This window comes from Armatimonadota bacterium (assembly GCA_023511795.1).
Classification (GTDB): Bacteria; Armatimonadota; UBA5829; order DTJY01; family DTJY01; genus JAIMAU01.
The window spans coordinates 68,222-93,886 of the sequence record JAIMAU010000008.1; the positions used below are offsets into that span (position 1 = coordinate 68,222).

Genomic DNA, 25,665 nt, shown 5'->3' on the forward strand with positions numbered 1-25,665 from the left:
CGCTATTGCAAAGTCGAATATATAAACGACCCACCAAAGCAAACGTTTGATGGTGTTCCACGCGTCTATTTTGCTGTGTTGTTCAGCACGTTTATTCTTCATTTGTTGCTCCTCTTAGAAAATTCTTCTTTGTAGATAGTGCTGGCTTTTGAATAAAAACCTTTGAGAATCCCTTTTGCCTGCCGTTCATTAGCAGCAAGAATTAGTCGTTTTCATACTTTAGCAAATCGTTAATATGCGGTGTAATATTTAGACATGCCTCTTTGGCAGTTTTCTTTCCTAAAATTGCCCATGTAATTTCATTTGCAATAAGGTCATTCATTTCGCGAGAGCAGGGAACGCTTGGAAGTGGGTGTCCATAACTGATAGCTTCAATAAACACTCTCTTATTCTTCGGCTTGTCTTTTAGATATAAATATGCGCCAGATTCTGCAACGGAACGGCGGCTTGGGATGATATGCTTTGTTTGTGCGAAGTGTCGTTGCATAGTCGGCGATACCATGAACTTGACAAGTTCCCAAGCTTCTTTTTTATGTTTGGAGCGCTTGAGAATCCCAAAGGCACCTCCGCCAATAAAGGACGCCCGTACCTTGCCTTTTGGAAGTGGTGCTACGTCCCAGTCAAAAGTTTTGATTTCCTTTTGGAAAACCAGTGGTGAAGCCCAGCTTCCGCTAACGAACATGCCTATTCTGCCGTTAGTGAAGAGCTTTTGCGCGCCGACGTCGGCAGTATCTGATGGCAGTGGCGCGACATGATGCTTCTGCCGCAAATCTGCCATCCACTGGATTGCTTCATATGCCTCGGGTTGGTCTAAAGTACATCTTGTCTTTTCTTTGTTTAATATGTCGCCGCCATTTTGCCATACGTATGCTTGCCATGTTGAGTCGGGGTTGCAGCCCCATTGATCGAGGCGACCATCACCGTTTAGATCTTTTGTTAACTTGCGCGCGGCTTCAAGGTAGGTATTCCAATCCCAGGTTTCGTCTGGGAAGGGCACGCCGTACTTTCTGAACATATCTTTGTTGTAATACATTGCGTAAATGTCAATGTCGCCTGGAAGAGCATAGATATGTCCTTTGTATGTTCCCCATCCCTTTACGGCAGGTTGGTAGAAATCGCTGAGGTCAAATGTGGGGTCATTGGCTATGTATTCATCCAATGGCTCAAGAAGACCTTTTGCCGCACAAGGCACAAACCAGTTCGAGCTAATTCGGCTTACATCTGGTGGTCGGCCGCCTGCGGTGGAGATAAGGAGTTTGTCGAAAACCCTTATCCAAGGGATAATCTCAAGTTTGACACGTATTTTGGGATGTTCTTTGTAGAATTCTTTTAGCGCCATGTTGTAGAAGGCAACGTCTTCTTGGGTGCCCCACATAGTTAGCCTAAGTTCGACTATGTCGGATTGCGGCTTCTGTGAGCACCCGGCACAAAGAAGACCCAAAACTATGCCGATTGTGATTAGCGTGCAAAAAAAGCTTCTAGTCATCATAGTTTCATCAGATCCAGCATTACTATTCGACGCGGTCAAAGCCCTCACCTTCTTAGTTATGCCTCCTCCCGCTGTATTTTAGTAAATCGTTTACATAGGGCGTTACTTTGAGGCAAGCTTCTCGGGCGCTCTTTTTCCCTAGGACCGCTAAAACAATTTCGTTATTAATGATGTCATTCATTTCACGTGAGCACTCGACGTTTGGAATAACGCGTCCATATTTGATTGCATCGATGAATGCCTGTTTGTTTTTTGGTTTATCTTTAAAATATAAATAGGCACCTGATTCGGCTACTGAACGCCTACTTGGGATTATATGCTGGGTGCGTGCAAAGTGAGCTTGTATTTCAGGTCCCGTCATGAATTTGACAAGTTCCCATGCTTCCTTCTTATGCTTGGAGAGCTTAAGAACACCAAAAGAGGCACCGCCCATAAAAGCAGCCCGCTTTTTCCCCTTTGGAATTGGAGCAACATCATAGTCGAATGTCTTAATTTCCTTGTGGAACACAAGTGCCGCTGCCCAGCTTCCTGTGATATACATGCCTACCATGCCATTTGTGAACATCTTTTGAGGACCTATGTCAGCCATGTCGGTTACTCCTGGCGCGACGCGGTATTTGCATCGTAGGTCGGAGGCAAATTGAATCGCTTCGTATGCTTCTGGTTGGTCAAGAAGGCACTTTTTTCCGTCTTTGCTAATGATTTCGCCGCCGTTCTGCCATACGTAGTCTTGCCACCAGGGATCGGGTATGCAACCCCACTGGTCTATCCGCCCATCGCCATTGAGGTCTTTGGTTAGCTTCCGTGCGACTTCTAAGTATTTGTTCCAGTCCCAAGTTTCGTCTGGATATGGGATGCCATATTTATCGAACATTGTTTTGTTGTAGAACATTGCGTATATATCTACGTCCCCTGGAAGGCCATAAACTTTGCCATCATACATACCCCATCCTTCGAGCGCTGGTCCGTAGAAATCCTCGAGGTCAAACTCAGGGTCGTTTGCTATATAAGGGTCTAAACATTCAAGTAAACCTTTTGCAGCACATGGAGTGAAGTAGGTGGAGTCAATGCGGCTGACATCTGGAGGCCGGCCCCCGGCAGTGGAGATAAGAAGCTTATCGAAAACCCGGCTCCAGGGAATCAACTCGATTTGCACGCGAATGTTTGGGTGTTTCTTATAGAAGCTTTCAAGGGCTTTATGATAATAGCTTAGCTCCTCTTGCTTGCCCCACATACTCATGCGGAGCTCAACGATTTTTGGGTTTTCCTTTGGTTTTGAACAGCCCGAGAGAAGCAAGACTGTAATTATAGGAAAAATGGTTACAGCGGAAATACGCACTGTCATAATCTCAACGTGTATCTGATTGCCTGCGGATTAGTTTGAATTCTCTCGTCTGAACCGGCTCCTCATATTTTAAGAAGTCGTTAATTTTTTTAGCGAGTTCTGGACAAACTTTTCTTGGGTCTTTCTTTCCGGAAATTACCCAATAAAGTTCATTGTCGATGATATAGTTCATTTCCCTGCTTGATGGTAGGGAGGGTAGGGTGTGTCCGTAAGCGATTGCATCCAAGAAAACCTTTCTATGTTTTGGGGGACCTGGGAGATGTAAGAATGCATTAGATTCGGCAACAGAGATGCGACTGGGAACGACCTGCTCCTTTATGGCTCGTTCGCGGAGAGCTTCTTTCCTTACCATGAATTTTACTAATTCCCAAGCCTCTTTTTTGTGTTTCGAACCCCGAAGTATTGCATAGGAAGCTCCACCAAAGAACGTCGCTCTGCGTTTTCCTTTAGGAACTGGTGCAACATCGTACTCGAAGTTCTTGATTTCCTTTTCGAAGTAGAGAGGCACCGCCCAACTTCCGCTGAAATACATTCCGACACGGCCATTTGTGAACAAATTTTTTGTGCCGATGTCGGCAATATCGGTTGGCATCGGCGCTACATGATATTTATCTCGCAAGTCTGCCATAAACTGCAGTGCTTCTATCGCTTCAGGAGTGTCCAAAAGGCATTTTTTTCCTCTCTTGTCTATGATATCCCCACCGTTTTGCCATACGTATGTCTGCCACATATTTTGGGTTGTACCCCATTGGTCAATGCGGCCGTCGCCGTCCAAATCTTTGGTTAGCTTCTTTGCCGCCCAGACGTACTTCTTCCAGTCCCACGTTTCGTCTGGATATGGCACGCCGTATTTGTCGAACATTGTTTTATTGTAATACATCGCATATATATCTATGCCGGCTGGGATTGCATATAACTTGCCGTTGTACTGGCCCCAGCCATTGATGGCAGCGGGGTAGAAATCTTCTAGGTCGAACTCTTTGTCATTCGCCACATATGGCCCAAGGTCTTCGAGCAGACCTTTGGCAGCGCAAGGCACGAACCATACGGAACTGATAATTGAGGCATCAGGTGGATTGCCGCCAGCTGTTGAAATCAAAAGTTTATCAAACGTTCGTTCCCATGGGGTAAATTCAAGTCGCACGCGAATGTTGGGATGTTTTTTGTAAAATGTTTTGAGCTTCTCATTCCATGCTTTTTCGTCAGCTGCTGTGCCCCATACCACCATGCGAAGCATTACTGTATTGGGCTTTGTTTGTTTCTTACCACTACAGCCGCCAACGATGCATAGCATTAAGAAAAGAAGTATGAGGATAATTTTTTGATTGTTTTGAATTGCAAAATGCCAGAGATATTTTTGTGTTTTGCAAACCTTTTGGCTCATAGTTGGCTAGTAGCTTACTAGAAGAATGATTGAACCTTCTTTCGGTGTGCGCTCCTTGGGAGCATAAACGCCGTTGCAAATTCAAACCCGACTTCGGCGCCGCGGACGCGTGCAAGGGATTTATAGTAATCAACATATGGGAACTTTGCTACCTCTCCTCTGAAAAGCGCATATTTCGTAACCATATCTTCCCAGAGCTTTAAATCTTCCTTTGTAATCTCAAGGTATAGCTCTGGTACAAAGTCCTCGCGGTCTTCCCAATTTTCCGCGTAGTAGAGTGTTCCTGCCCAGTGCGCTGGGTCTTTTCGTTTGAAGCCTTCAATGCCCGCATAAAATTGGGCGTCTGGCACATTTAGAGCAGTGTTTATGTGGTCTTTGTGAATGCTTTTCATCCAATGAGTGAGGATAATGCTAGGCTTGCAGGCTCGAATGACGTCGCAAATAGCGAACTTCACCTCGTCATTGACCGGTAGTTCACCGTCGAGGTAGGGCAGGAAATATACTTTTGCACCAATAGTCTTTGCGGCGTATTCTGCCTCGGTTTTTTTGAGTTCGGCATATCGTTCGGGGGGCATTTCCTTGTGCCCTTTCTCGCCAAGTGTCATATGGAGCATTGCAACTTTTTTACCTTGATTCACATGGTGGCACAAAGCCATTCCGCACGAAATTTCTGCGTCACCAGCATGAGCGCCTATGGCGAGTATGTCAACTTTGTCTGCCATTATTCCAATTCCTTTCTCATCACTGCATGGCGCCGTGTTTCCTTAAAGCCGCCATGGACGTAGACTTTTGCGGCATCGTCGGTTGTGGACATGAACCATGCCATATGTATTCCTTTTGCTTTCATGCCATGAAGACATTTTAGCAGAAGTACTGCCCCGATGCCGCGTCCTCTTTCGGCTTCGTCAACGCCGAACGGCCCAAAGCGTTCGTGTTCATGTTGACAAAAACCAATACACTTGCCATTTTGCATTGCGACGTAAATTTCACCGCGGTCAAATTCGCCCATTGTCTTGCGCACCATCGACTCTCGCAGGTAACGCTGCCAGTCGCCAGGAAAGCATTTTCTTAGATGTTCCAGTAGAGGAAGAATATACTCGGGCTTGAAGCTGTCGAATACAACACCCTCAGCGGTCAGCTTAGCCTCTCTTTCTTTTATCCATTCAGGCGTCTTCAGATTGACGAGGGGCGATTCCATACTGATAACGGTAACTGGTATTATAAAGCCCATTGCCTTAAAAAATTCGACAGCTCCTGCATACGCAGCAAGGTCCACACCCGGGACGAAATAATTCGGTGCAAAAGTTCCGACAATTGCAACTTTTGCTCCACGTGCCTTAAAAAAGGTTTGCACGTGTTCCCAAAGCTTCGTTGCAATGCCTTGTCGTTGAAAATTGCGGTCTACAGCAATTAGAGAGATATAGCCGCGGTCGAAGTCTGGCTTCTGGTCTTCCATCAGGTATTTTCGATGCATTCCCAACATGAAGCCTACAACTCGGTCGCCAAGTTTTGCTACCGGCGCACCTTCTGGCTCAAAGTTTGCATCTAGAAGCGCTTTTCGTTGGAATATCTCGCTTGTTATGGGGTCAGCTGTCATCTCTTGGTTAAGAAGGGCAACCACCCCATCGAGGTCTTTCGGCTGAAATGGTTTTATAACTATCTCGTTTGCCATGCCGAGGAGCTCCTTAGAAAGCATTTTTATAATGGAACATTCGGCGTGCGAAAGGGCGAATCCTTCGCTGGCTTCTACACTAATTGTGAATTCTAAATTGAGGTCACAGCTTGAGAACCTTGATGTCGCCTGTGCCGGTGACAAATGCAATGGATTTGCTATCTGGGGACCAAGATATGTACCTTAGGTGGTCTTCGAAGTTTCCAGTCGGTTTAGCTGCTCCTTTGCTGTAAATTTTGAAATTCCAATTCTGTGTATTTCCAACGTAGAGATTATATTGCGGTTCCATTCCCGACTTCTCGACAAGTTTGCCAAGGAATGCAAATTGCTTGCCGTCAGGACTCCAAGAAAGCTCTTCTGCGCGGCAACTTACCATTTTAGTTAGAGAGCCGCTTTTCAAATCAATACGGTAAAGGCCTTCGCCTTTAGGCGCCTGGTTCTTTATCCACAGCCAAGCATATCCTGCCCTTGGAGGTACTAGGATTTTAGCGGCGCCTATATCCTTAAGGAGTGTGCGGTAATTGCCTGTTGTGGGATCAGTAATGCGAACCCAGTTTGCTTCGGGAGCCTGTTCGCCAAAAAATGACGAGAGGAGCTTGCTATCAGATATCCAAGTTGTACTTAAGCCTGCTGCAAGACCTAAATTCTTTCCGCTCTTGATATCGAAAACAAATGGTTTTCGTTCTTGTGGAGTCGTTGGCAGCATTACTATATAGCGACCATTTGGAGACCAGCTTTGTGGAAAGAATACGCCACCATCTGGGTTTTGCTTCAGTACGACATTGGTTTTGCCTTCTGTCAGCGTCATTATTGCCAGACCATTCTGATAGAATGCTAGCTTCTTTCCATCAGGCGACCACATAGGCCAGTCGGCATCCTTTGCTATAAGACGATGGCTCCATCTCCCTTTGGTTAATGTAGCAACGTAAATGCTTTTTGCAGGCGGCTCTGATGAATCAAGGCGGGGTGTAATTGCAACATATGCAATCGAACGCCCATCTGGCGACCAGACTGGATTTGTATAAGTCGTTCCCGTTTCGGAATTTGCCGGAATCAGGACATATTCCGTAGCGCAGAAAATGCTAGTTGAAGGTAAAAGCAAGATAGAAAGGATAAGTAGCGGCAAGATATATTTCATTTATATAGATACCTCCTGACTTTTATACGCACTCCCCTTAAGTTTTGTTGCAGAAAGATAAAGAATCCTTTTTAGGGAAAGGCACATTCAAAAATTTGTGCGATGTTAGATTCGTTCACTGAGTGGGAATTATTAAATCAAACGTTTTTGGGTTTTGCCGGTATGCCGGATGAAGACGACAGGACGACCAAATTCCCCATAACATCGAGTCTCGCGGTTGTCTGCGTTCGCCCAACCCCGGGTAAATACTAGGCCAATTCCCAAATTAATAGGAGGAGCTAAGCAAATGGAGGACAAGATCCTCAAATGCAAGAATTGTGGCCAAGACTTTGTTTTCACGTCAGGCGAGCAGGAGTTTTACGCACGAAAAGGTTTTCAGAATGAACCTGCACGTTGTGGTCCCTGTCGTCAGGCAAGGAAGCGGGAGCGCGACGCACTGAGCAATGCTCATTTCCGCCCCCAAAGAGAGCGCACGCAATTCCGGCCGCGCTATTAGAAACCGTTTATTAGGAATCTAGCTAGCGTCAATATTGAAAAACTGTGTTGCATTGGCGGTTGTTATTTCCGCAATTTGAGAAGGCGGGACCCCCTTAACTTCGGCCAAACAAGTTGCTATTAAGGGCAAGTAGGATGGTTCGTTTCGTTTTCCGCGGTGTGGGTGAGGTGCAAGATATGGTGCGTCAGTTTCGATTAGCATTTGTTCCAACGGTATCTCCGCAACTATCTTGCGCAACTTTTCGGCATTGAGAAACGTAATGGATCCTGCTATCCCGACAAAGCATCCGCGCTCAAGTGAGGCTTTGGCGAATTCAGGTTCGCTAGGGAGACAATGCATCACAACACTTTGTTTTGGCATGTTTTCTTCGTCGAGTATTCGAATGACATCTTGCCATGCCTCGCGGCTGTGGATAATAAGCGGTAGCCCAAGTGTCTGCGCTAGTTTAATATGCCTGCGATATGCGTCCTGCTGAATATCACGAGGTGACAGGTCGCGATAATAATCAAGGCCAGTTTCGCCAATGGCAACCACTTTTCGGCTTTCGGAAGCAAGCTGTGCAAGTTTTGCCTCAACCTCTGGCTCAAGGGTTTTTGCATCATGAGGGTGAATGCCAACTGCTGCAAATACATGACTGTATTTTTCAGCTAGCTCAACCGCGCGGATGCTTGATGGGAGGTCGTATCCTACGCAAATTATTCTAGTTACGCCCGAAGATTTTGCACGATGAAGGACTAAGTCTAGGTCAGCGGCAAAGTCATGGTGGTTTAGATGACAGTGGGTATCTACCAAGTTTTGCATTCGTTTATGCCATCTCCTGAAGGTGCTTTGTTAAGAATTCATCTAAAATAGCGTTGAATTGATCGTGGCGAGTAAGAAAGCAAAAATGTCCGCCCCCTTCGATGACCTCAAGTGAAGCATTGGGTATCTCTTCGTATAACTGTTGGGTTGCTTTGAGAAATATACCTTGGTCCTTAGCTCCAGCAACCACAAGGGTTGGAACTGTAATTTCTCGTAGGTTAGCGCTCAGGTCTGTGCTATGGATTATGCGAAGTCGCTGGGTGATGGTTGTGCGTGAGGTCTTTACCGCCTGGCGAGCTATGGCTCTAATTGCTGACACTTCGTCCACCATCGAAAGCATTTTCGGTCCTTTAACTCCCAGAAGTTTGGCGATTTGGACTCTTAATCCTGCTCCCAAAGACTTGTGGAATGGGTGACCAGCCGATGAGATCCATCCAAGCAGGCGGTCCTCATGTAATGATGGTAGAGATGCAAATGCTGATATAAGTATTAGGGCACTTGTTTCCTCGGGATAAGTGAGTGCAAACTTTAAGGCAATCAGTCCGCCAAAAGAATGACCGCATATTACAGCATTGTCAATTTTCAAGCCCTTGAGCAACCCTTTAAGGTCTTGGACGAGTAAATCAAGAGTGTAATCTGTCGCGCGCTTTAGACCTCGGCGAACATCGTAGCTGATGACTCGATAGCTGTCTTGCAGTCCTCTAAATTGAAAGACGAATGCTTCTTTATACTCAGTAATGCCGGGGATAAAAACTACAGGAATTCCATTACCAGCTTCATAATAGTCTATGCTAAGCGTATCTACCTTAATGGTAGGCAATCAGCGCCACCCCTTGTTTATATAATCACAATTATGTTCGGGTTTTTCTTGACTAAGATACATGAAAAGAAATATGGGTGTCAATTTGTGATACCCTTACAGGAATAGCAAACGAAACCTTAATGTATTTCAGGAGACCATGCGCTTTAGATAAACATGCTGAATTGTTATTCTATGTGCAAAGCTTTAAAACGCTAAAGCTAATACCTAACATCCCTCTGGTCTAATCTAATTTTCTTGAAAATTAGAAAACTCTAAGGCATATTAAAGCTGCGTCCAAAAAAAACGTGGAGAAAATAATTGTGTCAGCATTGGGGCTGATGTTTTTAGTCTGATTCAAGACCATGAAAAGAAAGTCAAGAAATGACGTGGAGAGTAGCTTTGATTGTGCTTCTAGGCGTTATGCTCCTCTTGGGCTTTTCTGCACTGGCTTTTTCCAAAGCAGGCGACAAAGCTAAAAATGAGAAGCAGGTCACTCTTGATCAGTGCCCGCCGGCCGTTCAGGATACAATTAAAGCATGGGCTTCGGGCGGAGTAATCAAAGAGATTGAGAGGGAAACTAAGAACGCAAAAACTATATACGAAGCTGAGATACTAAAAGATGGCAAGACCATCAAGATAAAAGTTGCTGAGGACAGTACGCTCATTTAGACCAAAGTTGAGGTTGACGACGAGGGAAATGAGAACGAGGGTGCAGACGAAGACTAGGTGTTGAATCAGCATGCCTCAGCCCCTTAAATGTGTTATAATTGCAGAAAACTGCAATGAATACTCTCATAGTTGAAGACGACCCCAGCGTAGCCTGTTTTCTAAAACAAGCGATGATGGAGGCAGGGTACAGCGTCGAAGTCGTCAGCGACGGAAGGTAGGCTGTCTCTATGGCGCACACCTTCCCGTTTGACCTTGTGCAACTAACGAACTTGATGCCAGCAAACTTCGCATTTTGGCTTTTGTTTTCCTTAGCTTTGCAAAAAGGCAAGTTGTCTGTCAATTGGCTTTTGACTGCTTTTATAAAAGAGCGATAATTGAAAGCTGCTTACAGCTCTTAGCGTTTTATCTGATGCTGTTTCAATTTGACATTGTGCGGTCACAATGATAGAGTATTGATGGAGGAATAAGTTGGCGAAAACGGCGTCGGTTGATTTGAAGGAAATCGAACAAAAAATAAGCCAGGTAATCGATGAAATTGAGACTGTCATCATTGGCAAGAGGGATGTTATTCGTCTCGTCATATGTGCTGTGTTGTGCAATGGGCACATCCTAATTGAAGATGTGCCTGGGGTAGGGAAGACAACACTGGGCAAGACTCTAGCAATTGTCCTTGGTTGCACTTTCAAAAGAATTCAGTTCACGCCTGACCTGCTCCCAGCAGATATCACCGGGACGTCAATATTCAATCAGAAAACCGGCGAGTTCGAATTTAGGCGTGGGCCAATTTTTGCACAGTTTGTTTTAGCTGACGAGATTAACCGGGCAACGCCAAAGGCGCAGTCTAGCCTTCTTGAATGCATGGAAGAGCGCCAGGTAACCGTTGATGGCGTTACATATCCGTTGCCTCAGCCGTTTTTCGTAATTGCAACCGAGAACAATGTTGAATATCACGGCACATATCCGCTACCGGAGGCACAGCTTGATAGGTTTATGATGCGGCTTTCCATAGGCTATCCTGGTGCGGAAGAGGAATCAGCTATCATTGAGCGCCAGGAGGTCGAGCATCCGATTACCAAGGTTCGCACAATTCTTTCTTCGTCTGAAGTCGTCGAGCTACAGTTGGCAACAAGGCGTATTTTCATTGAGCCGTCGGTTAGGGATTATATTGTCGAAATAGTCGGGGTTACTAGGGAACATCCAAACCTTGCTTTGGGCTCAAGTCCTCGCGGGTCGTTGCATCTCTCAAGTGCAGCAAAGGCATTTGCGGCAATTTCAGGCAGAGAGTACGTATTGCCAGATGACGTAAAAGCGGTTGCAATCCCCGTTCTGGCACACCGTTTGATACCAAAACCCGAGGCACGCATCCGCAAGGTCTCAACAGCTGACATTGTTTCTGAAATTATATCAACAGTGCCAGTTCCTGCAGTTTAAATTTCAGCATTCAGCTTCTAGCATGTTTTTCCTTCCATTTGATTTGACGTTGCATCCCCAAGAATGAGATAATTCTAGTGGTAGCATTTCACTTTAGTTGTTTAGTAAATTAAAATGGAAGCTAATTATACGAGGAAGCTGAGGGTTGGCACCAGGGGAAGCGCCCTTGCAATTCGGCAGACTACTTGGGTTGTAGAACAACTCAGACTTTTTAATCCGGAAATTGAAGCTGAAATTATAACTATAAAGACTAAAGGCGACCTAGTGTCGGACGTTTCGCTTGCTCAGATTGGCGACAAAGGGCTTTTTGTGAAGGATATTGAACAAGCGCTTCTTGATGACGCCATCGATTTAGCAGTGCACAGCATGAAGGATCTTCCGTCGGAACTGCCTGAAGGTCTTTGCATTGGTGCTGTCCCAGAGCGGCTTGACCCCAGTGACGTTTTAATCAGCAATGGGCCGGTGCTGATGGATTTGCCAAAAAATGCGCGAATTGGGACGGATAGTCTGAGGCGTCGGGCCCAACTAAGCTACTTGCGGAGAGATTTTCAATTTCCTGGTCTCCGTGGAAACCTAGATACAAGGTTGCGCAAGCTCGATGAAGGGGAGTTCGATGGAATTATCGTTGCGTTTGCCGGAATGGCGCGCATGGGCTGGACTGAGAGGATTGTTGAGAAGATTCCTTTAGATAAATGCCTCCCGGCAGCGGGACAAGGAGCGATAGCAGTCGAGGTTCGCGAGGATGACATCGAAGCGCTTGGGTTCCTTCTAGCGCTAGACCATTATGAAAGCCGAGTGGCTGTGACTGCCGAACGAAGTATGATTGGTGCTCTCGGAGGCACGTGTCGGGTTCCAATGGGCGCCTGCGGTTTTGTTGAGAATGGAAAGCTTAGGCTCATGGGTGTTGTTGCAAGTCCCGACGGCGATTGCCTCATTCGCGAGGAAGTCTTTGGCGATCCCGAGCAGGCAGAGGAAGTAGGTCGGGAGTTGGCAGATGTCCTCCTTGCTAGCGGGGCGGATGAGTTGATAAAGAGAATGGGGTATTGGTGATGTCTTATGCCAATTGATGTTGAGTATCTTGTGTTGGGGAGCGGCATTGCCGGACTAACTTTTGCTTTGCGTGTTAGTAAGTTCGGAAAGGTAGCCCTCGTCACCAAAAAAAGCGACACAGAGTCGAATACAAATTACGCCCAGGGTGGGATTGCATGCGTAATGAGCGAAGATGACTCGTTCGACCTTCACATACTCGATACGCAAATTGCAGGTGCTGGCCTCTGCCGAAAAGAAGCAGTTGAAACCATCGTTAGGGAAGGCCCAAGCCGTGTTCGAGAATTGGTTGAACTAGGGGTCAAGTTCAGCACGGAGAAAACACCCTCGGGAGAGGAGCGTTTTGCTCTTGGGCGAGAAGGCGGTCATTCAAAGCGAAGAATCCTTCATGCTGCCGACCTAACGGGACGTGAAATTGAGCGTGCCCTTGTTGTTCAAGTAAAAAAGCAGGAGAACATTCGCATTTTTGAGCATGAGTTTGCAATTGACCTAATTACCGAAAAGAATGGTAATAAAACTTGTCTAGGTGCCTATGTCTTTGATCCAGAAACTGAGGAAGTTACAGTTTTCAGGGCAAAAGCTACCATGTTGGCTACTGGTGGCCTTGGTAGAGTGTACTTGCATACCACCAACCCGGAGATCGCTACGGGCGATGGTGTGGCAATGGCTTATCGAGCTGGAGCGAAAATAGCGAATATGGAGTTTATTCAATTTCACCCAACCTCGCTTTACCATCCTGATGCCCGGTCGTTCTTAATCTCAGAAGCTGTGCGCGGTGAAGGGGGTGTGCTTAGACTCCGAGACGGCAGCACATTCATGGAAAAATACCATCACATGGGTTGCCTTGCGCCTAGAGATATCGTCGCTAGGGCAATTGATGCAGAACTTAAGAGAAGCGGCGATGAGTGCGTCTACCTCGATGTGACCCACCTTGACCCTGAGAAGCTGAAAAGGCGTTTTCCTAACATTTATGAAAAATGTCTTTCAGTCGGCTTAGATATCACGAAAGAGTGGATTCCTATAGTTCCGGCAGCTCATTATAGTTGCGGCGGCGTGCTGACAGATATTTACGGCCGAGCCTCAATTGACAGGCTGTATGCTGCTGGCGAAGTAGCTTGCACCGGCGTTCATGGAGCAAACCGTCTTGCGAGCAATTCTCTGCTAGAAGCATTGGTATTTGCCCATCGTGCTGCGGATGATGCAATTGGCATTCCGTATAATAGCGTCATGGACTTGGACCGAGAAGTTGCCGATTTTCCAAGAGATGTTCACTCTCAGTATGTCAGCGAAAAATTAATTGCAGAACTTACTGAACAGCTCCGGAATGTAATGTGGAGAGATGTCGGCATAGTTCGCACGAATGATAGGCTTCTAAAGGCACAAGCTGAAGTGCGGGAAATTGCAAATAAAGTCAATGAGCTGTATTCGACTGGTCGTCTTACTACATCCTTGCTCGAACTTCGGAACCTAGCGACTGTCGCCGAATTGATCATTAAATCAGCCCTTATGCGTAAAGAAAGTCGTGGCTTGCATTACAATTTAGATTATCCCACACTGGATGATGTTAATTGGAAAACGGAAACAATTCTCGTTTGCGACCAATAAGCAAAGGAAAAGTCTATTTGGTTGGGGCAGGACCTGGTGATCCCGGACTTCTTACCATTAGGGGATTAGAATGTATCAAAGAAGCGGATGTAATCGTCTATGACCGCTTAGTTCATCCCTCAACCCTCTCGCATGGGCGCTCTGATGCTGAGTTGATTTATGTGGGTAAGACATCAGGTGCGCACACAATGAATCAAGAAGACATAAACCGTTTATTGAGCAGCAAGGCACTCGAGGGCAAAATAGTAGTTCGGTTGAAGGGTGGCGACCCATTTGTGTTCGGCCGGGGCGGCGAGGAAGCAGAGCACCTTGCAAACCTAGGGATTGAGTTCGAGGTTGTTCCAGGTGTAACATCTGCTATTGCAGTACCAGCTTATGCCGGCATTCCAGTTACTCACCGGGAATTCGTTTCGTCTTTCGCTGTCGTTACCGGCCATGGAAAAGCCCAAAAGGACGGGCAAGAAGAAGATCAAATGCCTTTAGCTTCCTCCATTTCTCAGTTAGCTTGTTTTCCTGGCACCCTTGTTTTCCTTATGGGTATGGAAAACTTGCGAGAAATTGTTGCCGAACTTGTCAAAGGGGGGCTGCCGCCGTCCACACCCGTTGCCATTATTCGCTGGGGCACGTTGCCAAGCCAGGAAACACTCATAGGTACTTTGGAGTGTATTTGCGCGGAAGTAGAGCGAGCAAACTTTAAACCGCCCGCTGTAATCGTCGTTGGGGAAGTTGTGAGGCTTAGGGAAAAGCTTAGGTGGTTTGACAATCGGCCATTATTTGGCAAGAACGTTTTGGTTACTCGAAGCCGCGACCAGGCTAGCGCGTTATCTGACCTTTTGCGAAAGTGTGGAGCTAACCCCATTGAATTTCCGCTTATAAAAATTGTTTCGCCAACGGATTTTAGCAGGTTGGATATGGCACTTGACCATATCGAAGAATATGATTGGCTTATATTCACAAGCACAAATGGCTTCAAGGCCGTTGTTAGTCGTCTAGAAGTACTTGGGCGCGACATCAGGTGGCTGAAAGGTCCAAAGATTTGCGCAATAGGCTCAGCCACCGCTGAAGCCATCAGGGCATTTGGAATTCGCGTAGATTTCGTGCCTTCACAATTTATAGCGGAAGCAATTGTGCACGAATTTCCTGAGGAAGTTAGTGGGAAGCGAATTCTTCTTCCGAGGGCAGAAGAAGCACGTGAAACTCTTCCAGAAAAATTGGGTGAGCAAGGGGCAGTGGTAGATGTAGTGAGTGTTTATCGGACTGAGCTTGATGAAACTGGGGAGATAAGCAGAATTCGTGAAATGCTCTCCAAGGGCGAAATCGATATTATTACTTTCACCAGCTCGTCAACCGTGAAAAATTTCGTAAAGTTGATTGGAACATGCGTTCCAGAAAAAACTACGATAGCTTGCATTGGCCCGATTACAGCGCATACTGCAAAAGAATTGGGCATCGAGCCCGATGTCGTTGCAGAGCGCTATACAATAGAAGGTTTAGTTAACTCGCTAATAGGTAGTCTATAAAGAATGATTGGAATTACTAGGTTATACTGTGGCACGGTTACCTCTGGCGATTCTTTAAGATATGATAGGGAGCATATCTCGGCCTTAGATAAAAGACCTATCGTCGTTTGGAATTGCACACGCCGCTGCAATCTTCAATGCATTCATTGTTACTCTGACTCACAGAACATTAATTACTCAAACGAACTCACGGCTGAAGAAGCACGCGCGATGATAGGGGACCTAGCGAATTTTCGTGTGCCGGTTCTGCTGTTTTCGGGCGGAGAGCCTTTGATGCGGAAGGATATATTTGATCTTGCTGCATTTGCGAGAGAAAAAGGCATTCGGCCGGTGATCTCCACAAATGGTGTTCTCATAACCAAGCGCATAGCAAAAAGAATCGAACAAGCCGGATTTGGGTATGTCGGTATAAGCCTGGATGGGATCGGCGAACGAAATGACGTGTTTCGCGGGAAAAAGGGTGCATTTGAGTTGGCAATGCAAGGCTTTGATAACTGCGTCGAAGCTGGGCAGAAAGTGGGCCTTCGTCTCACACTCACGCGACATAACTTCCAGGACTTGAATGCAATTTTTGACTTCATCGAGGAGCATAAGATAAATCGAGCTTGTTTTTATCATTTGGTATATACAGGTAGGGGACGGGGTCTTCGAGATGAGGACTTGTCGCACGTAGAGACGAGAAGGGCGGTTGATATTATAATCGACCGCGCCGCCGATTTCCACCGGCGGGGGCTAGAAAAGGATATCCTTACCGTGGACAACCATGCAGATGGACCATACCTTTATATGCGCATGCTCCGAGAAGGTTCCAACCGGGCAGGGGAAGTTTTGCGGCTCCTAAAATCAAATGGCGGCAACCAGTCTGGCATTGGCATCGGTTGCATAGATAATGAGGGCAATGTGCATGCTGACCAGTTTTGGGGTCATTACTCTTTCGGCAATGTTAGGCAGCGGAAGTTCAGTGAGATATGGTTGGACACCTCCGACCCATTAATGGCTGGTCTTAAAAACAGGAAGTCGTTGCTCAAGGGCAGGTGCGCGGTATGCAAATGGCTTGACATCTGCAATGGGAATTTTCGTGTACGCGCTGAGGCTGTATTTGGTGATGTTTGGGCTCCCGACCCAGCGTGCTATCTAACGGATGAGGAGATTGGAGTAAAAGGATAATGGATAACAATCTGTTATCCCAGCAACCCACATCCAATATGCAAGCCAGACAACATTCGCGTTGTCCCACCGTTCTTGTTGCGATGTCGGGCGGTGTAGACAGTTCGGTAGCTGCGGCAATTCTTGTCGAAGAGGGTTATAACGTAATTGGCGTTACAATGCAAATATGGCCACAGCAAAACGAAGCTGAGCAAAAGTTCAGTCGAACATGCTGTTCGCTGAGCGCAATCGATGATGCCCGCCGAGTTGCTTTTCAATTGGGTATCCCGCATTACTTAATGAATTTCCGTGAAGTATTTGCACGCACAGTTGTTCATGATTTTATTGAGGAATATAGGCGGGGACGAACTCCAAATCCATGCATTCGGTGCAATCGTTTTATTAAGTTCGAAGCCCTTTTGGACAAGGCTAGGAGCCTTGGCGCTGAGTATATTGCAACTGGCCATTATGCTCGCATAATTTTCGATGAGTCACGGGGACGGTGGCTGCTAAAACGCGGAGTTGACAGTTCTAAAGACCAATCTTATGCTCTGTATAGTATGACCCAAGACCAACTTGCCCACACATTAATGCCGCTTGGCAATATGACTAAAGACGAGACTCGACGAATGGCATCAAAGCTTGGTTTGGCGGTCGCAACAAAGCCTGAAAGCCAAGAGATATGCTTTGTGGAAGACAGGAAGTACCCTGAGTTTCTCAAATCAGTTGCGCCTGAGATTGCAAGGCCTGGTCCGATTTTAGACACGAAAGGGCAGGTTATCGGAGAGCATAAAGGCATTGCCTTTTACACTATTGGCCAGCGCAAAGGACTTGGAATTGCCCTGGGCGAACCAATGTATGTTGTCAGAATAAATCCAGAGCGCAATGCCATTGTAATTGGGCGAAATGAAGATTTATATTCGCGCACGCTAGTGGCAAGAGACTTAAATTTTATTTCCATCGAAAACCTGCAGGAGCAGATTGTTGTTACAGCGAAGGTAAGGTATAATATGAAAGATTCGCCAGCCATACTTGCTCCCCTACCAAACGGGGAGGCGCTTGTAACCTTTGATAAGCCGCAGAGAGCGATAACTCCAGGCCAAGCCGTGGTGTGCTACAGGGGCGAGGAAGTTGTCGGCGGTGGCACAATAGATAGGGTAGCAGAAAGCAATGATGCAATAAAATGTTGCAACTTTAACTAAAATATGTCACTATTAGGCATTCGGGGGTGCGATTGGTGGAAGGGCTACTTATAGCGACGGTGGTGCTTACGTCAATAGCTTTGTTCTTGCTTGCAGTAGCTTGCATAATGCTCGCCACCATGGCTGGCAGGATTGGCAAGCTCAGTGAGGAGATAACCAAGTTTGTAAGAGATGCCCGGGAAGAGTTCATCCCTGTTGCCGCTGAGGCTCGGTCGGCATTGGCGAATATTGATAAACTCACAAACAGAACAGCTGACATCGCTGAACGCGTAAGTCGTGTTGCAGAAAAAGCCGAATGCTTGCTAGACGGTGCATATGTCGCCGAAGTTGCAGGCAGAGTGGTGAAATCTTCAGCTTCAAGTCTATTAAGTGTTTATGAAGGAATTAAGCAGGGAATTAAAACATTGCGCAAATCTAAGGAAGAAGTCGAAGGAGGTATTGGAAGTGAGTAATGAAGAGGAAAAAAGTGTTCTAATCAGCGTTCTTGCAGGCATAGGTATAGGAGCAATCGTCGGTGCGGCAGTCGGGCTTTTATTCGCACCCAAAGCTGGCTCGGAGACGCGCGAGGATATAAAGAAAGCCGCGGACGACCTGAAAGCAAAAGCCCAAGATGTAGTTCAGGAGCTATCTACATCAGCTGAGGAGCTTGTCTCGAAGAGCAAGGACCTTATTGAGGCTACCCGTGAAAAGGTTCAACAGGCAATTGAGGCAGGCAAGCGAGCAATGGCTGAAAAGAGGAATGAATTAGAACAAAAAGGCGAAGAGTCAGCCGAAGCCTAATAAAAAGCGTGTAAACTAGGCTAAATATGGGAAAAACTTATTTAGCCATCTGATTCCAAAGAAAGGCGGCGAAACATGAATCTGAGGCTGGAGACACGATCTGTTGATTCGAAGGTTTCAATTATAGACTTGCAGGGCGAGATTGATGTTTTTACCGCTCCCCAGCTGAAACAACGGATACTTGAAATGCTTGATCAAGGGGTAATTCATCTCATAGTAAATCTTTCGGGCGTCGAGTATCTGGACAGCGCAGCATTGGGAGTGTTAATTGGTGGGTTGAAGCGACTTCGAGAGCGGGATGGAAGCCTAAGTATCATCTGCCCGAATATGCGGATAAAACGCATCTTTGAGATCACAGGTCTAGACAAGATTTTTGACATATATGCGACTGAGGGTGAAGCGGTAAAATCGCTCAAAGCGAAGGAGGTCAGCTAAGTGTCTCTTAACGGCCAGTCCGACGTCGTCGAGCTAAGAATACCATGCAAGCCCGAATTCGTCAGCGTTGCAAGGTTGGCAATTCTTGGGATTGCTAGTAGAATGCAGCTTTCATATGACGAAGTGGAGGATGTGCGGCTTGCGGTGGGCGAGGCTTGTACGACAGCCGTCGAACGGGCTAAGAACGCTGCCAAAACCGACACATATATCAACATACGAAGCGAAATCTCAAATTCCAAACTAACCATCGAAGTTGAAGATGAGGTCCCTACTGCTGAAATTCGCCCTTCGGAAGAGGCAGCTTCGCCTGAGAATATAGATGAGCAAAGCCTGGGGGCTTTGCTGATGGAGCTGCTTGTTGACGAAATCCAAGTCGAGCAGACCCCAAAGGGCGGCACACTCGTTCGCATGGTAAAATACGCAGGGTAAATAATATGGCTCCACGAAAGAAAGTCGAAGCCACTATTCAAACGGACGATGATGCCGAGGCCCTTTTTGAAGAATATGCTCGCACAAGGGATCCTAAAATCCGTGATCGGCTGGTATTGATGCACCAAAACCTGGTGCGGTTTCTGGCCGGAAAGTTCATTAACCGAGGAGAGCCGATCGAGGATTTAGTCCAAGTGGGCACTATTGGGCTCATCAACGCTATTGACCGCTTTGACCCCAAGCGGGGCACGAAGTTCTCGACCTACGCCACTCCTACAATAGTCGGCGAAATTAGGCGTTACTTCCGCGACAAAGCTTGGAGTCTGAAAGTTCCGCGACGGCTCCAGGAGTTGAATCTGGCGGCGAACAAGGCTGCCGAAGAACTATCACAAAAGTTGGGAAGACCGCCGACCATCCAGGAGATTGCGGAGGCGGTAAATGCTACTGAGCAAGAGACTCTTGAGGCAATAGAACTAGGAAACGCCTATGATGCAATCTCGCTTGATAGCAAGCTTGAGCATGAAAGCGATTCTTCGCCTCTTAGCTTATCCGAGTTTGTAGGAGATATTGACGGTTCGCTTGACAACATCGAGAGATACGGAGACCTCAACCAGGCAATTGATTGCTTAGACCAGCGCGAGAAGTCCATTATTTACTTGAGATTCTTCAAAGATATGTCACAAACTGAGGTTGCCAAAAGGCTAAATATTTCACAGATGCATGTGTCTCGTCTTCAGCAAAAAGCTCTAAAGCGGCTTAGGGAACTTCTCGCCGATTAATATCCGTTTAATAGCTAGGACACAACCGCCACCTTTTGGGACTTCAATTCTTCCTTCCAAAGCACAACTTGGTTTGTTGACAATATAGTTTCAAAATAACTACTATTGGTGAGATTTTACACTTGAATGGTGTACAACTATGAGAGCATCGCCTTGGTACTATGTTTCGATAGTTCTTCTTGTACTAGTTGTTATTGCTGCGTTAATTCTCGCTGGTGCATTTTTATTGGCCGTTCGCGGCGTTCTGCCGCCATTTATCATTGCATTTATAATTGCCTGGTTGCTAGACCCTCTTCTTGTAAGACTTCAGAAACATAAGGTGCCGAGAATTGTAGCAGTCGCTGGAGTCTATATTGTCTTCCTTGCATTTTTCGTTTTGGGGATACTTTTCATTGTGCCCATTGTTGTTAAACAAGCCCAGGACTTAGCAAGAGACATCCCGCATCAATACGCTCGCTTTCAGGATTTTCTTACTGCATTTATGCAAAAACACCAGAGCCTACTAGAAAGATTGCAGCTGCCAACAACTTTGCAAGAAGCTTTTAGCAGGTATAGCAGCCGGATTGCACCGATAACAAGGTCTGCAATTCAAGCTTTAAGTCATTGGTTGCTAGAAAACCTCTCGAAAGCAGTATGGCTTATCTTAATACCGCTATCGGCATTTTATTTCTTAAACGACATGGAGCGCATACGGAGCAAGTCCGTGCTTATTGTGCCAAAACGATATCGGGCACGAGTAACCGAAATCGCTTCACGAGTTGGCCAGGTATTCAGTAGTTATGTTCGTGGACTAATAATCGTTTGTCTATTATATAGCATTGGTACAACTGTTATTCTTGCGGCTATAGGTCTTAAATATGGGATTATCCTTGGGCTCCTCGCAGGCGTACTATACGCTGTGCCCTACGTAGGCGCCATCACCATAACATTGCTTGTATTTCTTGTAGGTTTGGCAACGTATCCGCAAGGGGCATTTGCACATGCTGTTTTTGCAGGCCTTTTAATGGTGGTTTTAAATCAAACCTTCGATTTGGTAATCACACCGAGGATACTGGGGAAGTCAGTTGGGCTACACCCTGTTCTTGGTCTAATGGCATTGGTAGCAGGTGGCCAATTATTTGGCATTGTGGGCATGATTCTTGCAGTTCCAGTTGTGGCAAGCATTCAGGAAGTTGTTTTTGAATTCTTCCCAGAACTCAAAGTCAAGGAAAATAAGAAGCGCAAAAGCCATGAGAATAGCAAAAAGCAAGGTTAGTATTTCAACGGGCCTCTTTCTCCCCCTAAATTGGTAAAATTCCGTTAAATGGGTAATACATTTGAGGAAGAATCATGTTAATCCAGCTTATTGCATACAGCACAACAGCAGGTCTCGCTACTCTTGCAGGGGCGATTGCGGTATTAGCAAGAGGTCCTCTGAGGCGCAAAACCGTGGCTAGAATGATGGGTTTTGGATCAGGGGTTCTTACTGGCGCCGCTTTTCTTCATCTCATCCCGAGTTCGGTGGAGCGGTCGCCAATTATCGCTGGGGCAGGAATGGTGATTAGCTTTTTGATTTTTATAGCAATCGAGCATGTGGTAGTCATCCGAGCGCACCCGCATCCAGCACATCATCCGATTGGTCGAGTGGAAGCTATTGGCATTGTAGGTTTTATAGCGCTAACTGTGCACAGCCTTGTGGATGGTTTGGCTATTGCCGCGGGTTTCAGGGTTTCCCATGAATTGGGATTGACAGCGGCAATTGCGGTAATTGCTCATGAAGTTCCCGAGGGCGTGACTTCAGTATCAGTCTTCACTGCCGCAAATTACGCACGCAAGTTGACTCTTATGTTGTCTTCAATTGTTGCCTTGGCAACGCCAGGCGCTGCACTTATCTCGTGGTTTTGGACGAGGGGAATTACCCAAGAAGCCCTAGCATTTCTATTAGCATTTGCCGCAGGTTCGTTTATTTACGTCCCAGCCGCAGATATCCTGCCTCGACTGCATGAAGAGCGAGATATTCCTTCGTTTATTTACCTCCTACTAGGTGTTGCAATCCCTGTGGTGCTTCTATTCTTAGAATAAAAGATGTTTATTCGACAATGTATCCCTTTGCGATTTTCTCATATTCGGCTACCTGCTTTTCGCTCCAGCTTTCGTCTTGCTCCAACTCAGTAGCCATAATCTTAGCCACCGTTGGGGCCATCTCGATGCTGGTTCGCGCACCAAGAAGCAATGCACGAGTCCTTCGGGAAAGTACATCTTCAACCGTTCGAGCCATTTCATTTCTAACAGCCCAGACGATTTCTCCTATAAGATAGGGCATTTTAGGATGAATACGCTTCCCATACTCAGGTTTCTCATTAAGCAGCGATTGAAGCGCTGGAGCGTCTGCCCCATAAATGCTTAGATTTCCGAAGCGTTCAGCATTTTTGTGGAAACCGTGGATTGGAAGACTGGCGGTAACACATTCTCTAGCTTCTAGGTTTCCCAGCAGGATGGCTTGGTCTATGACATCCTGCGCCATCTTTCTATAGGTTGTCCACTTGCCACCCGCGATTGTGATTAGGCCTGATTGAGAAATATGTACAACATGGTCGCGTGACAGTGCAGCCGTACTTTCGACATCCGCTGAAGCCACTAGCGGCCGAATCCCTGCAAAGACGCTTAGAACATCGCTTCCGTTTGGGTCCTTGCTTAAGTAGCGTGCGGCATGGCATAAGAGAAAGTCAATTTCTTCTTTAAAAGGTCTTGGCTCAACGGGAATATCATCAATCGGAGTGTCTGTAGTGCCGATAACTACGGTATTATGCCATGGAATAGCAAACATGACACGGCCGTCGTCGGTATGCGGTACCATAATTGCTGAGTCTCCGGGAAGGAATGATCTATCAAGAACAATATGTACGCCTTGACTGGGACTAATGATTGGTATTGCTTCTGGGTTGTCGAGCCGGCGAATTGAATCGGCAAAAGGACCTGTGGCGTTAACAACTACCTTCCCACGAATCTCAAGGATTTCGCCGGTCTCAAGATCCACAACCTTGATACCATCTACAACGCCATCCGATTTTAAAAGTCCTGTTACTTCCACATAATTAACAAGAATTGCTCCCTGCTCGGCGGCTGTTTGTGCCATGTTTATGATAAGTCGGGCGTCGTCAAATTGTCCGTCGTAATAAATCACACCTCCGCGAAGGCTTTTCGTTTCGATGGTAGGAATTCTAGCCAGAGTTTCGTCATGTGAGAGAAGGCGGGAACGCCCGAATCCCTGCCTGCCCGCCATGATATCGTAAACCTTAAGACCAAATCCATAGAATCCGCCTTCCCACCAATCATAACGTGGAACTACGAAAGGCAAATCATGGACAAGGTGAGGGGCATTTTGTCTAAGGAGCCCTCGCTCGCGAAGTGCTTCAAGAACCAAGGAGATATTTCCCTGCTGAAGATACCGCACCCCACCGTGAGCAAGCTTGGTGCTTCGACTTGACGTTCCTTTGCCAAAGTCATACTTCTCGACGAGCACAGTGCGATAGCCTCGGGATGCTGCGTCAATAGCAATTCCAATTCCAGTGGCTCCTCCCCCGATTACCACTATATCCCAACAATCAGGAAAGTTCTTGATTTGTTTAAGCATCTGACTGCGGTCTAACATATTCGCTTTCTCCCTTCTGAAATTATACAGATATCACTACCTGCGGTCTATACAAGAAGGAGGTTTTGTCTTGCCGAATGCTTAAAGAAAAGCAAAATGCTTGCTTTTCGAGAGGAAGTTTGGAAGGCCTATTGCAAACCGAGGAATTATGTTTGTATTATACACTGTAACACTTGAAATTTCCGAAATTGCGTGTTATACTAATTTTCCATGACCTTAGGTCATGAAATTCGCACCCTTTTGGACCTTGGTCCGGGTGCCATTTTTATGTGGTTGGACCGAGGGTTGAAGAAAGGGGAGGCTTAAAACCGAAAGGAGAAAGGCAATTGAGTTCACTAACAATGAAAGAGCTCCTCGAGGCAGGGGTTCACTTTGGCCATCAGACCCGCAAATGGAACCCTAAGATGAAGCGGTATATCTATGGTGGCCGGAATGGAATCTACATCATCGATCTGCACCAAACTCTAAAGCTCTTCGAGGAAGCCAAGCAATTCATCCAAGAGGCCGTTGCGGCTGGCGAGATTGTGCTCTTTGTGGGCACAAAGAAGCAGGCGCAAGAGGCAGTTGAAGAGTCGGCAAAGCGTGCTGGAATGTACTGGGTAAACCAGCGATGGTTGGGTGGTATGCTCACCAACTTCAAAACAATTCAGACAAGGATAGAGCGCCTAAATGAGTTAAAGAGGATGGCGGAGGATGGCACCCTCGACAAGCTTCCTAAGAAGGAGGCAAAAAAGCTAAGGGACGAATTGGCAAAGCTAGAGAAGTTTCTTGGCGGGATAAAGGAAATGCCAAAACTTCCTGGAGTTGTCTACATCGTCGACCTTAAAAAAGAGCGGATCGCACTTCAAGAAGCACGAAAGCTAGAGATTCCTGTGGTTGCAATTGTGGATACAAACTGCGACCCTGATGAAGTTACTTATCCAATACCTGGCAACGATGATGCTATTCGTGCAATCAAGCTAATCACCAGTAAGATAGCCGATGCAATTCTCGAAGTACGGCAAGTTGAGACCGAAGGCGAAGTGACAGAGGTCGAAGCGGCAGAGGAAGCCGAAGAAGTCGAGGAGCTGGAAGGTGAGGAGAAACCCGAAGCATTAGCCGACGAAGATCTCGTGATGGCTTTCGAGATGGGAGAAGAAGCAATCGAAGAGGAAGAGATTGGTGATGTGGAAAGCATCGCCCGAAAATACGGCATTGAGTTCAAAGAAGAGGAAGAGTAGGTAGAATCTTATGACAATCTCAGCAGATAAAGTTAAGGAACTAAGGGAAAGAACAGGCGCTGGCATGATGGAGTGCAAGAGAGCGCTCGAAGAAGCTGGTGGCGATATGGAGCGAGCTGCAAACATCCTGCGCGAGAAAGGAGCGGCTACCCTTTCAAAGCGTGATGCAAAAGCTACCACAGAAGGCACAATTGCTTGTTACGTTCACACTGGTGGAAAAATTGGTGTCTTAGTGGAGCTCGACTGCGAAACTGATTTCGTGGCCAAAACCGAAGAGTTTCAACAGCTCGCTCATGACATCGCAATGCAGATTGCTTGGAGTCAGCCAGAATACATCTCAAGGGAGGACATCCCACAAGAGCGTCTGGAACAGGAGCGTGAAATTCATAGGCAATGGGCTTTGAACCAAGGCAAGCCTGAAGCGGCCTTGCCGAAAATCATAGAAGGCCGAATGGAGAAGTTCTACGCTACCGTTGTACTCATGGACCAGCCGTTCATTAAGGATGAGACCAAGACAATCGCCGATCTAATTCATGAGAAAGTAGCAAAACTCAAGGAAAAAATCGTTGTTCGAAGGTTCGTCCGCTACCGGGTTGGCGAGCTGGGCTAGGAGATTCCATCCCTTTCCTCCAAGAGGGTCTGCA

General features: G+C 46.6%; 26 protein-coding genes. 17 read left to right on the forward strand and 9 right to left on the reverse strand.

Annotated features, from left to right (window positions below):
• Positions 1–202: 202 nt before the first annotated feature.
• The 6 genes from K6T99_08655 to K6T99_08680 form a co-directional block, all read right to left on the reverse strand.
• Entirely contained in the window at positions 203–1,537 is a 1,335-nt protein-coding gene (locus tag K6T99_08655) for a sugar ABC transporter substrate-binding protein (GenBank protein ID MCL6519889.1), read from the reverse strand.
• A 4-nt stretch (positions 1,538–1,541) separates the two neighbouring features.
• On the reverse strand, positions 1,542–2,828 hold the full coding sequence (locus K6T99_08660; GenBank protein ID MCL6519890.1) for a sugar ABC transporter substrate-binding protein: 1,287 nt from the start codon (positions 2,826–2,828) through the stop codon (positions 1,542–1,544).
• Positions 2,829–2,838: 10 nt separating this feature from the next.
• Entirely contained in the window at positions 2,839–4,218 is a 1,380-nt protein-coding gene (locus tag K6T99_08665) for a sugar ABC transporter substrate-binding protein (protein ID MCL6519891.1), read from the reverse strand.
• A 17-nt stretch (positions 4,219–4,235) separates the two neighbouring features.
• Positions 4,236–4,940 carry a PIG-L family deacetylase gene (locus tag K6T99_08670; GenBank protein ID MCL6519892.1) on the reverse strand — a complete coding sequence of 235 codons (705 nt, stop codon included), beginning with the start codon at positions 4,938–4,940 and terminating at the stop codon, positions 4,236–4,238.
• Positions 4,940–5,890, reverse strand: coding sequence for a GNAT family N-acetyltransferase (locus tag K6T99_08675; protein ID MCL6519893.1), 951 nt, complete (start codon positions 5,888–5,890; stop codon positions 4,940–4,942). Before K6T99_08675 ends, K6T99_08670 begins: the two co-directional genes overlap by 1 nt.
• A 103-nt stretch (positions 5,891–5,993) precedes the next feature.
• The gene (locus K6T99_08680) at positions 5,994–7,028 is read right to left on the reverse strand and encodes a hypothetical protein (protein ID MCL6519894.1); all 1,035 of its coding nucleotides are present in this window, start codon (positions 7,026–7,028) and stop codon (positions 5,994–5,996) included.
• Between the two features lie 286 nt (positions 7,029–7,314).
• Here K6T99_08680 and K6T99_08685 point away from each other — a divergent pair, with 286 nt between their 5' ends.
• Positions 7,315–7,524, forward strand: coding sequence for a zinc-ribbon domain-containing protein (locus K6T99_08685; GenBank protein ID MCL6519895.1), 210 nt, complete (start codon positions 7,315–7,317; stop codon positions 7,522–7,524).
• Between the two features lie 18 nt (positions 7,525–7,542).
• Here K6T99_08685 and K6T99_08690 read toward each other — a convergent pair whose 3' ends face one another.
• Both K6T99_08690 and K6T99_08695 read right to left on the reverse strand, forming a co-directional pair.
• A complete protein-coding gene (locus K6T99_08690; protein ID MCL6519896.1) occupies positions 7,543–8,325 on the reverse strand; it encodes a TatD family hydrolase in 783 nt (260 codons plus the stop codon).
• 4 nt (positions 8,326–8,329) lie between these two features.
• Complete coding sequence (locus K6T99_08695; protein ID MCL6519897.1) at positions 8,330–9,145, reverse strand: alpha/beta hydrolase; 816 nt, start codon at positions 9,143–9,145, stop codon at positions 8,330–8,332.
• A 363-nt stretch (positions 9,146–9,508) separates the two neighbouring features.
• Between K6T99_08695 and K6T99_08700 the strand changes: the two genes are divergently transcribed.
• The 14 genes from K6T99_08700 (at position 9,509) to K6T99_08765 (ending at position 22,231) form a co-directional block, all read left to right on the forward strand.
• Positions 9,509–9,796: a hypothetical protein gene (locus tag K6T99_08700; GenBank protein ID MCL6519898.1), complete on the forward strand. Its 288-nt coding sequence runs from the start codon at positions 9,509–9,511 to the stop codon at positions 9,794–9,796.
• Positions 9,797–10,288: 492 nt separating this feature from the next.
• Complete coding sequence (locus K6T99_08705) at positions 10,289–11,227, forward strand: MoxR family ATPase (protein ID MCL6519899.1); 939 nt, start codon at positions 10,289–10,291, stop codon at positions 11,225–11,227.
• A 114-nt stretch (positions 11,228–11,341) separates the two neighbouring features.
• Positions 11,342–12,277 (forward strand): hydroxymethylbilane synthase, encoded by a 936-nt coding sequence (hemC, locus tag K6T99_08710; GenBank protein MCL6519900.1) that lies wholly within the window; start codon positions 11,342–11,344, stop codon positions 12,275–12,277.
• Positions 12,278–12,283: 6 nt separating this feature from the next.
• Positions 12,284–13,879, forward strand: a complete 1,596-nt coding sequence (gene nadB / locus K6T99_08715) for an L-aspartate oxidase (GenBank protein ID MCL6519901.1) — start codon at positions 12,284–12,286, stop codon at positions 13,877–13,879.
• Positions 13,876–15,399: a uroporphyrinogen-III C-methyltransferase gene (gene cobA / locus K6T99_08720; protein ID MCL6519902.1), complete on the forward strand. Its 1,524-nt coding sequence runs from the start codon at positions 13,876–13,878 to the stop codon at positions 15,397–15,399. Before nadB ends, cobA begins: the two co-directional genes overlap by 4 nt.
• A 3-nt stretch (positions 15,400–15,402) precedes the next feature.
• Entirely contained in the window at positions 15,403–16,566 is a 1,164-nt protein-coding gene (locus K6T99_08725) for a radical SAM protein (protein MCL6519903.1), read from the forward strand.
• Positions 16,567–16,604: 38 nt separating this feature from the next.
• Complete coding sequence (gene mnmA / locus K6T99_08730) at positions 16,605–17,747, forward strand: tRNA 2-thiouridine(34) synthase MnmA (protein MCL6519904.1); 1,143 nt, start codon at positions 16,605–16,607, stop codon at positions 17,745–17,747.
• A 35-nt stretch (positions 17,748–17,782) separates the two neighbouring features.
• On the forward strand, positions 17,783–18,199 hold the full coding sequence (locus K6T99_08735; protein MCL6519905.1) for a hypothetical protein: 417 nt from the start codon (positions 17,783–17,785) through the stop codon (positions 18,197–18,199).
• The gene (locus K6T99_08740) at positions 18,123–18,527 is read left to right on the forward strand and encodes a YtxH domain-containing protein (protein ID MCL6519906.1); all 405 of its coding nucleotides are present in this window, start codon (positions 18,123–18,125) and stop codon (positions 18,525–18,527) included. Before K6T99_08735 ends, K6T99_08740 begins: the two co-directional genes overlap by 77 nt.
• Before the next feature lie 75 nt (positions 18,528–18,602).
• Positions 18,603–18,962: an STAS domain-containing protein gene (locus K6T99_08745; GenBank protein MCL6519907.1), complete on the forward strand. Its 360-nt coding sequence runs from the start codon at positions 18,603–18,605 to the stop codon at positions 18,960–18,962.
• Positions 18,963–19,391 (forward strand): ATP-binding protein, encoded by a 429-nt coding sequence (locus tag K6T99_08750; GenBank protein MCL6519908.1) that lies wholly within the window; start codon positions 18,963–18,965, stop codon positions 19,389–19,391.
• A gap of 5 nt (positions 19,392–19,396) precedes the next feature.
• Positions 19,397–20,170, forward strand: a complete 774-nt coding sequence (locus tag K6T99_08755; GenBank protein MCL6519909.1) for a SigB/SigF/SigG family RNA polymerase sigma factor — start codon at positions 19,397–19,399, stop codon at positions 20,168–20,170.
• A 139-nt stretch (positions 20,171–20,309) separates the two neighbouring features.
• On the forward strand, positions 20,310–21,425 hold the full coding sequence (locus K6T99_08760; GenBank protein MCL6519910.1) for an AI-2E family transporter: 1,116 nt from the start codon (positions 20,310–20,312) through the stop codon (positions 21,423–21,425).
• Positions 21,426–21,499: 74 nt separating this feature from the next.
• Positions 21,500–22,231, forward strand: a complete 732-nt coding sequence (locus K6T99_08765) for a ZIP family metal transporter (protein ID MCL6519911.1) — start codon at positions 21,500–21,502, stop codon at positions 22,229–22,231.
• Positions 22,232–22,238: 7 nt separating this feature from the next.
• Here the strand turns inward: K6T99_08765 and K6T99_08770 are convergent, their stop codons facing one another.
• On the reverse strand, positions 22,239–23,801 hold the full coding sequence (locus K6T99_08770; GenBank protein ID MCL6519912.1) for a glycerol-3-phosphate dehydrogenase/oxidase: 1,563 nt from the start codon (positions 23,799–23,801) through the stop codon (positions 22,239–22,241).
• 326 nt (positions 23,802–24,127) lie between these two features.
• On the opposite strand from K6T99_08770, the gene rpsB reads away from it, so the two are divergent.
• Both rpsB and tsf read left to right on the forward strand, forming a co-directional pair.
• Positions 24,128–25,021 (forward strand): 30S ribosomal protein S2, encoded by an 894-nt coding sequence (rpsB, locus tag K6T99_08775; GenBank protein ID MCL6519913.1) that lies wholly within the window; start codon positions 24,128–24,130, stop codon positions 25,019–25,021.
• 10 nt (positions 25,022–25,031) lie between these two features.
• The gene (gene tsf, locus K6T99_08780; protein MCL6519914.1) at positions 25,032–25,631 is read left to right on the forward strand and encodes a translation elongation factor Ts; all 600 of its coding nucleotides are present in this window, start codon (positions 25,032–25,034) and stop codon (positions 25,629–25,631) included.
• The last annotated feature ends 34 nt before the right edge of the window (positions 25,632–25,665 follow it).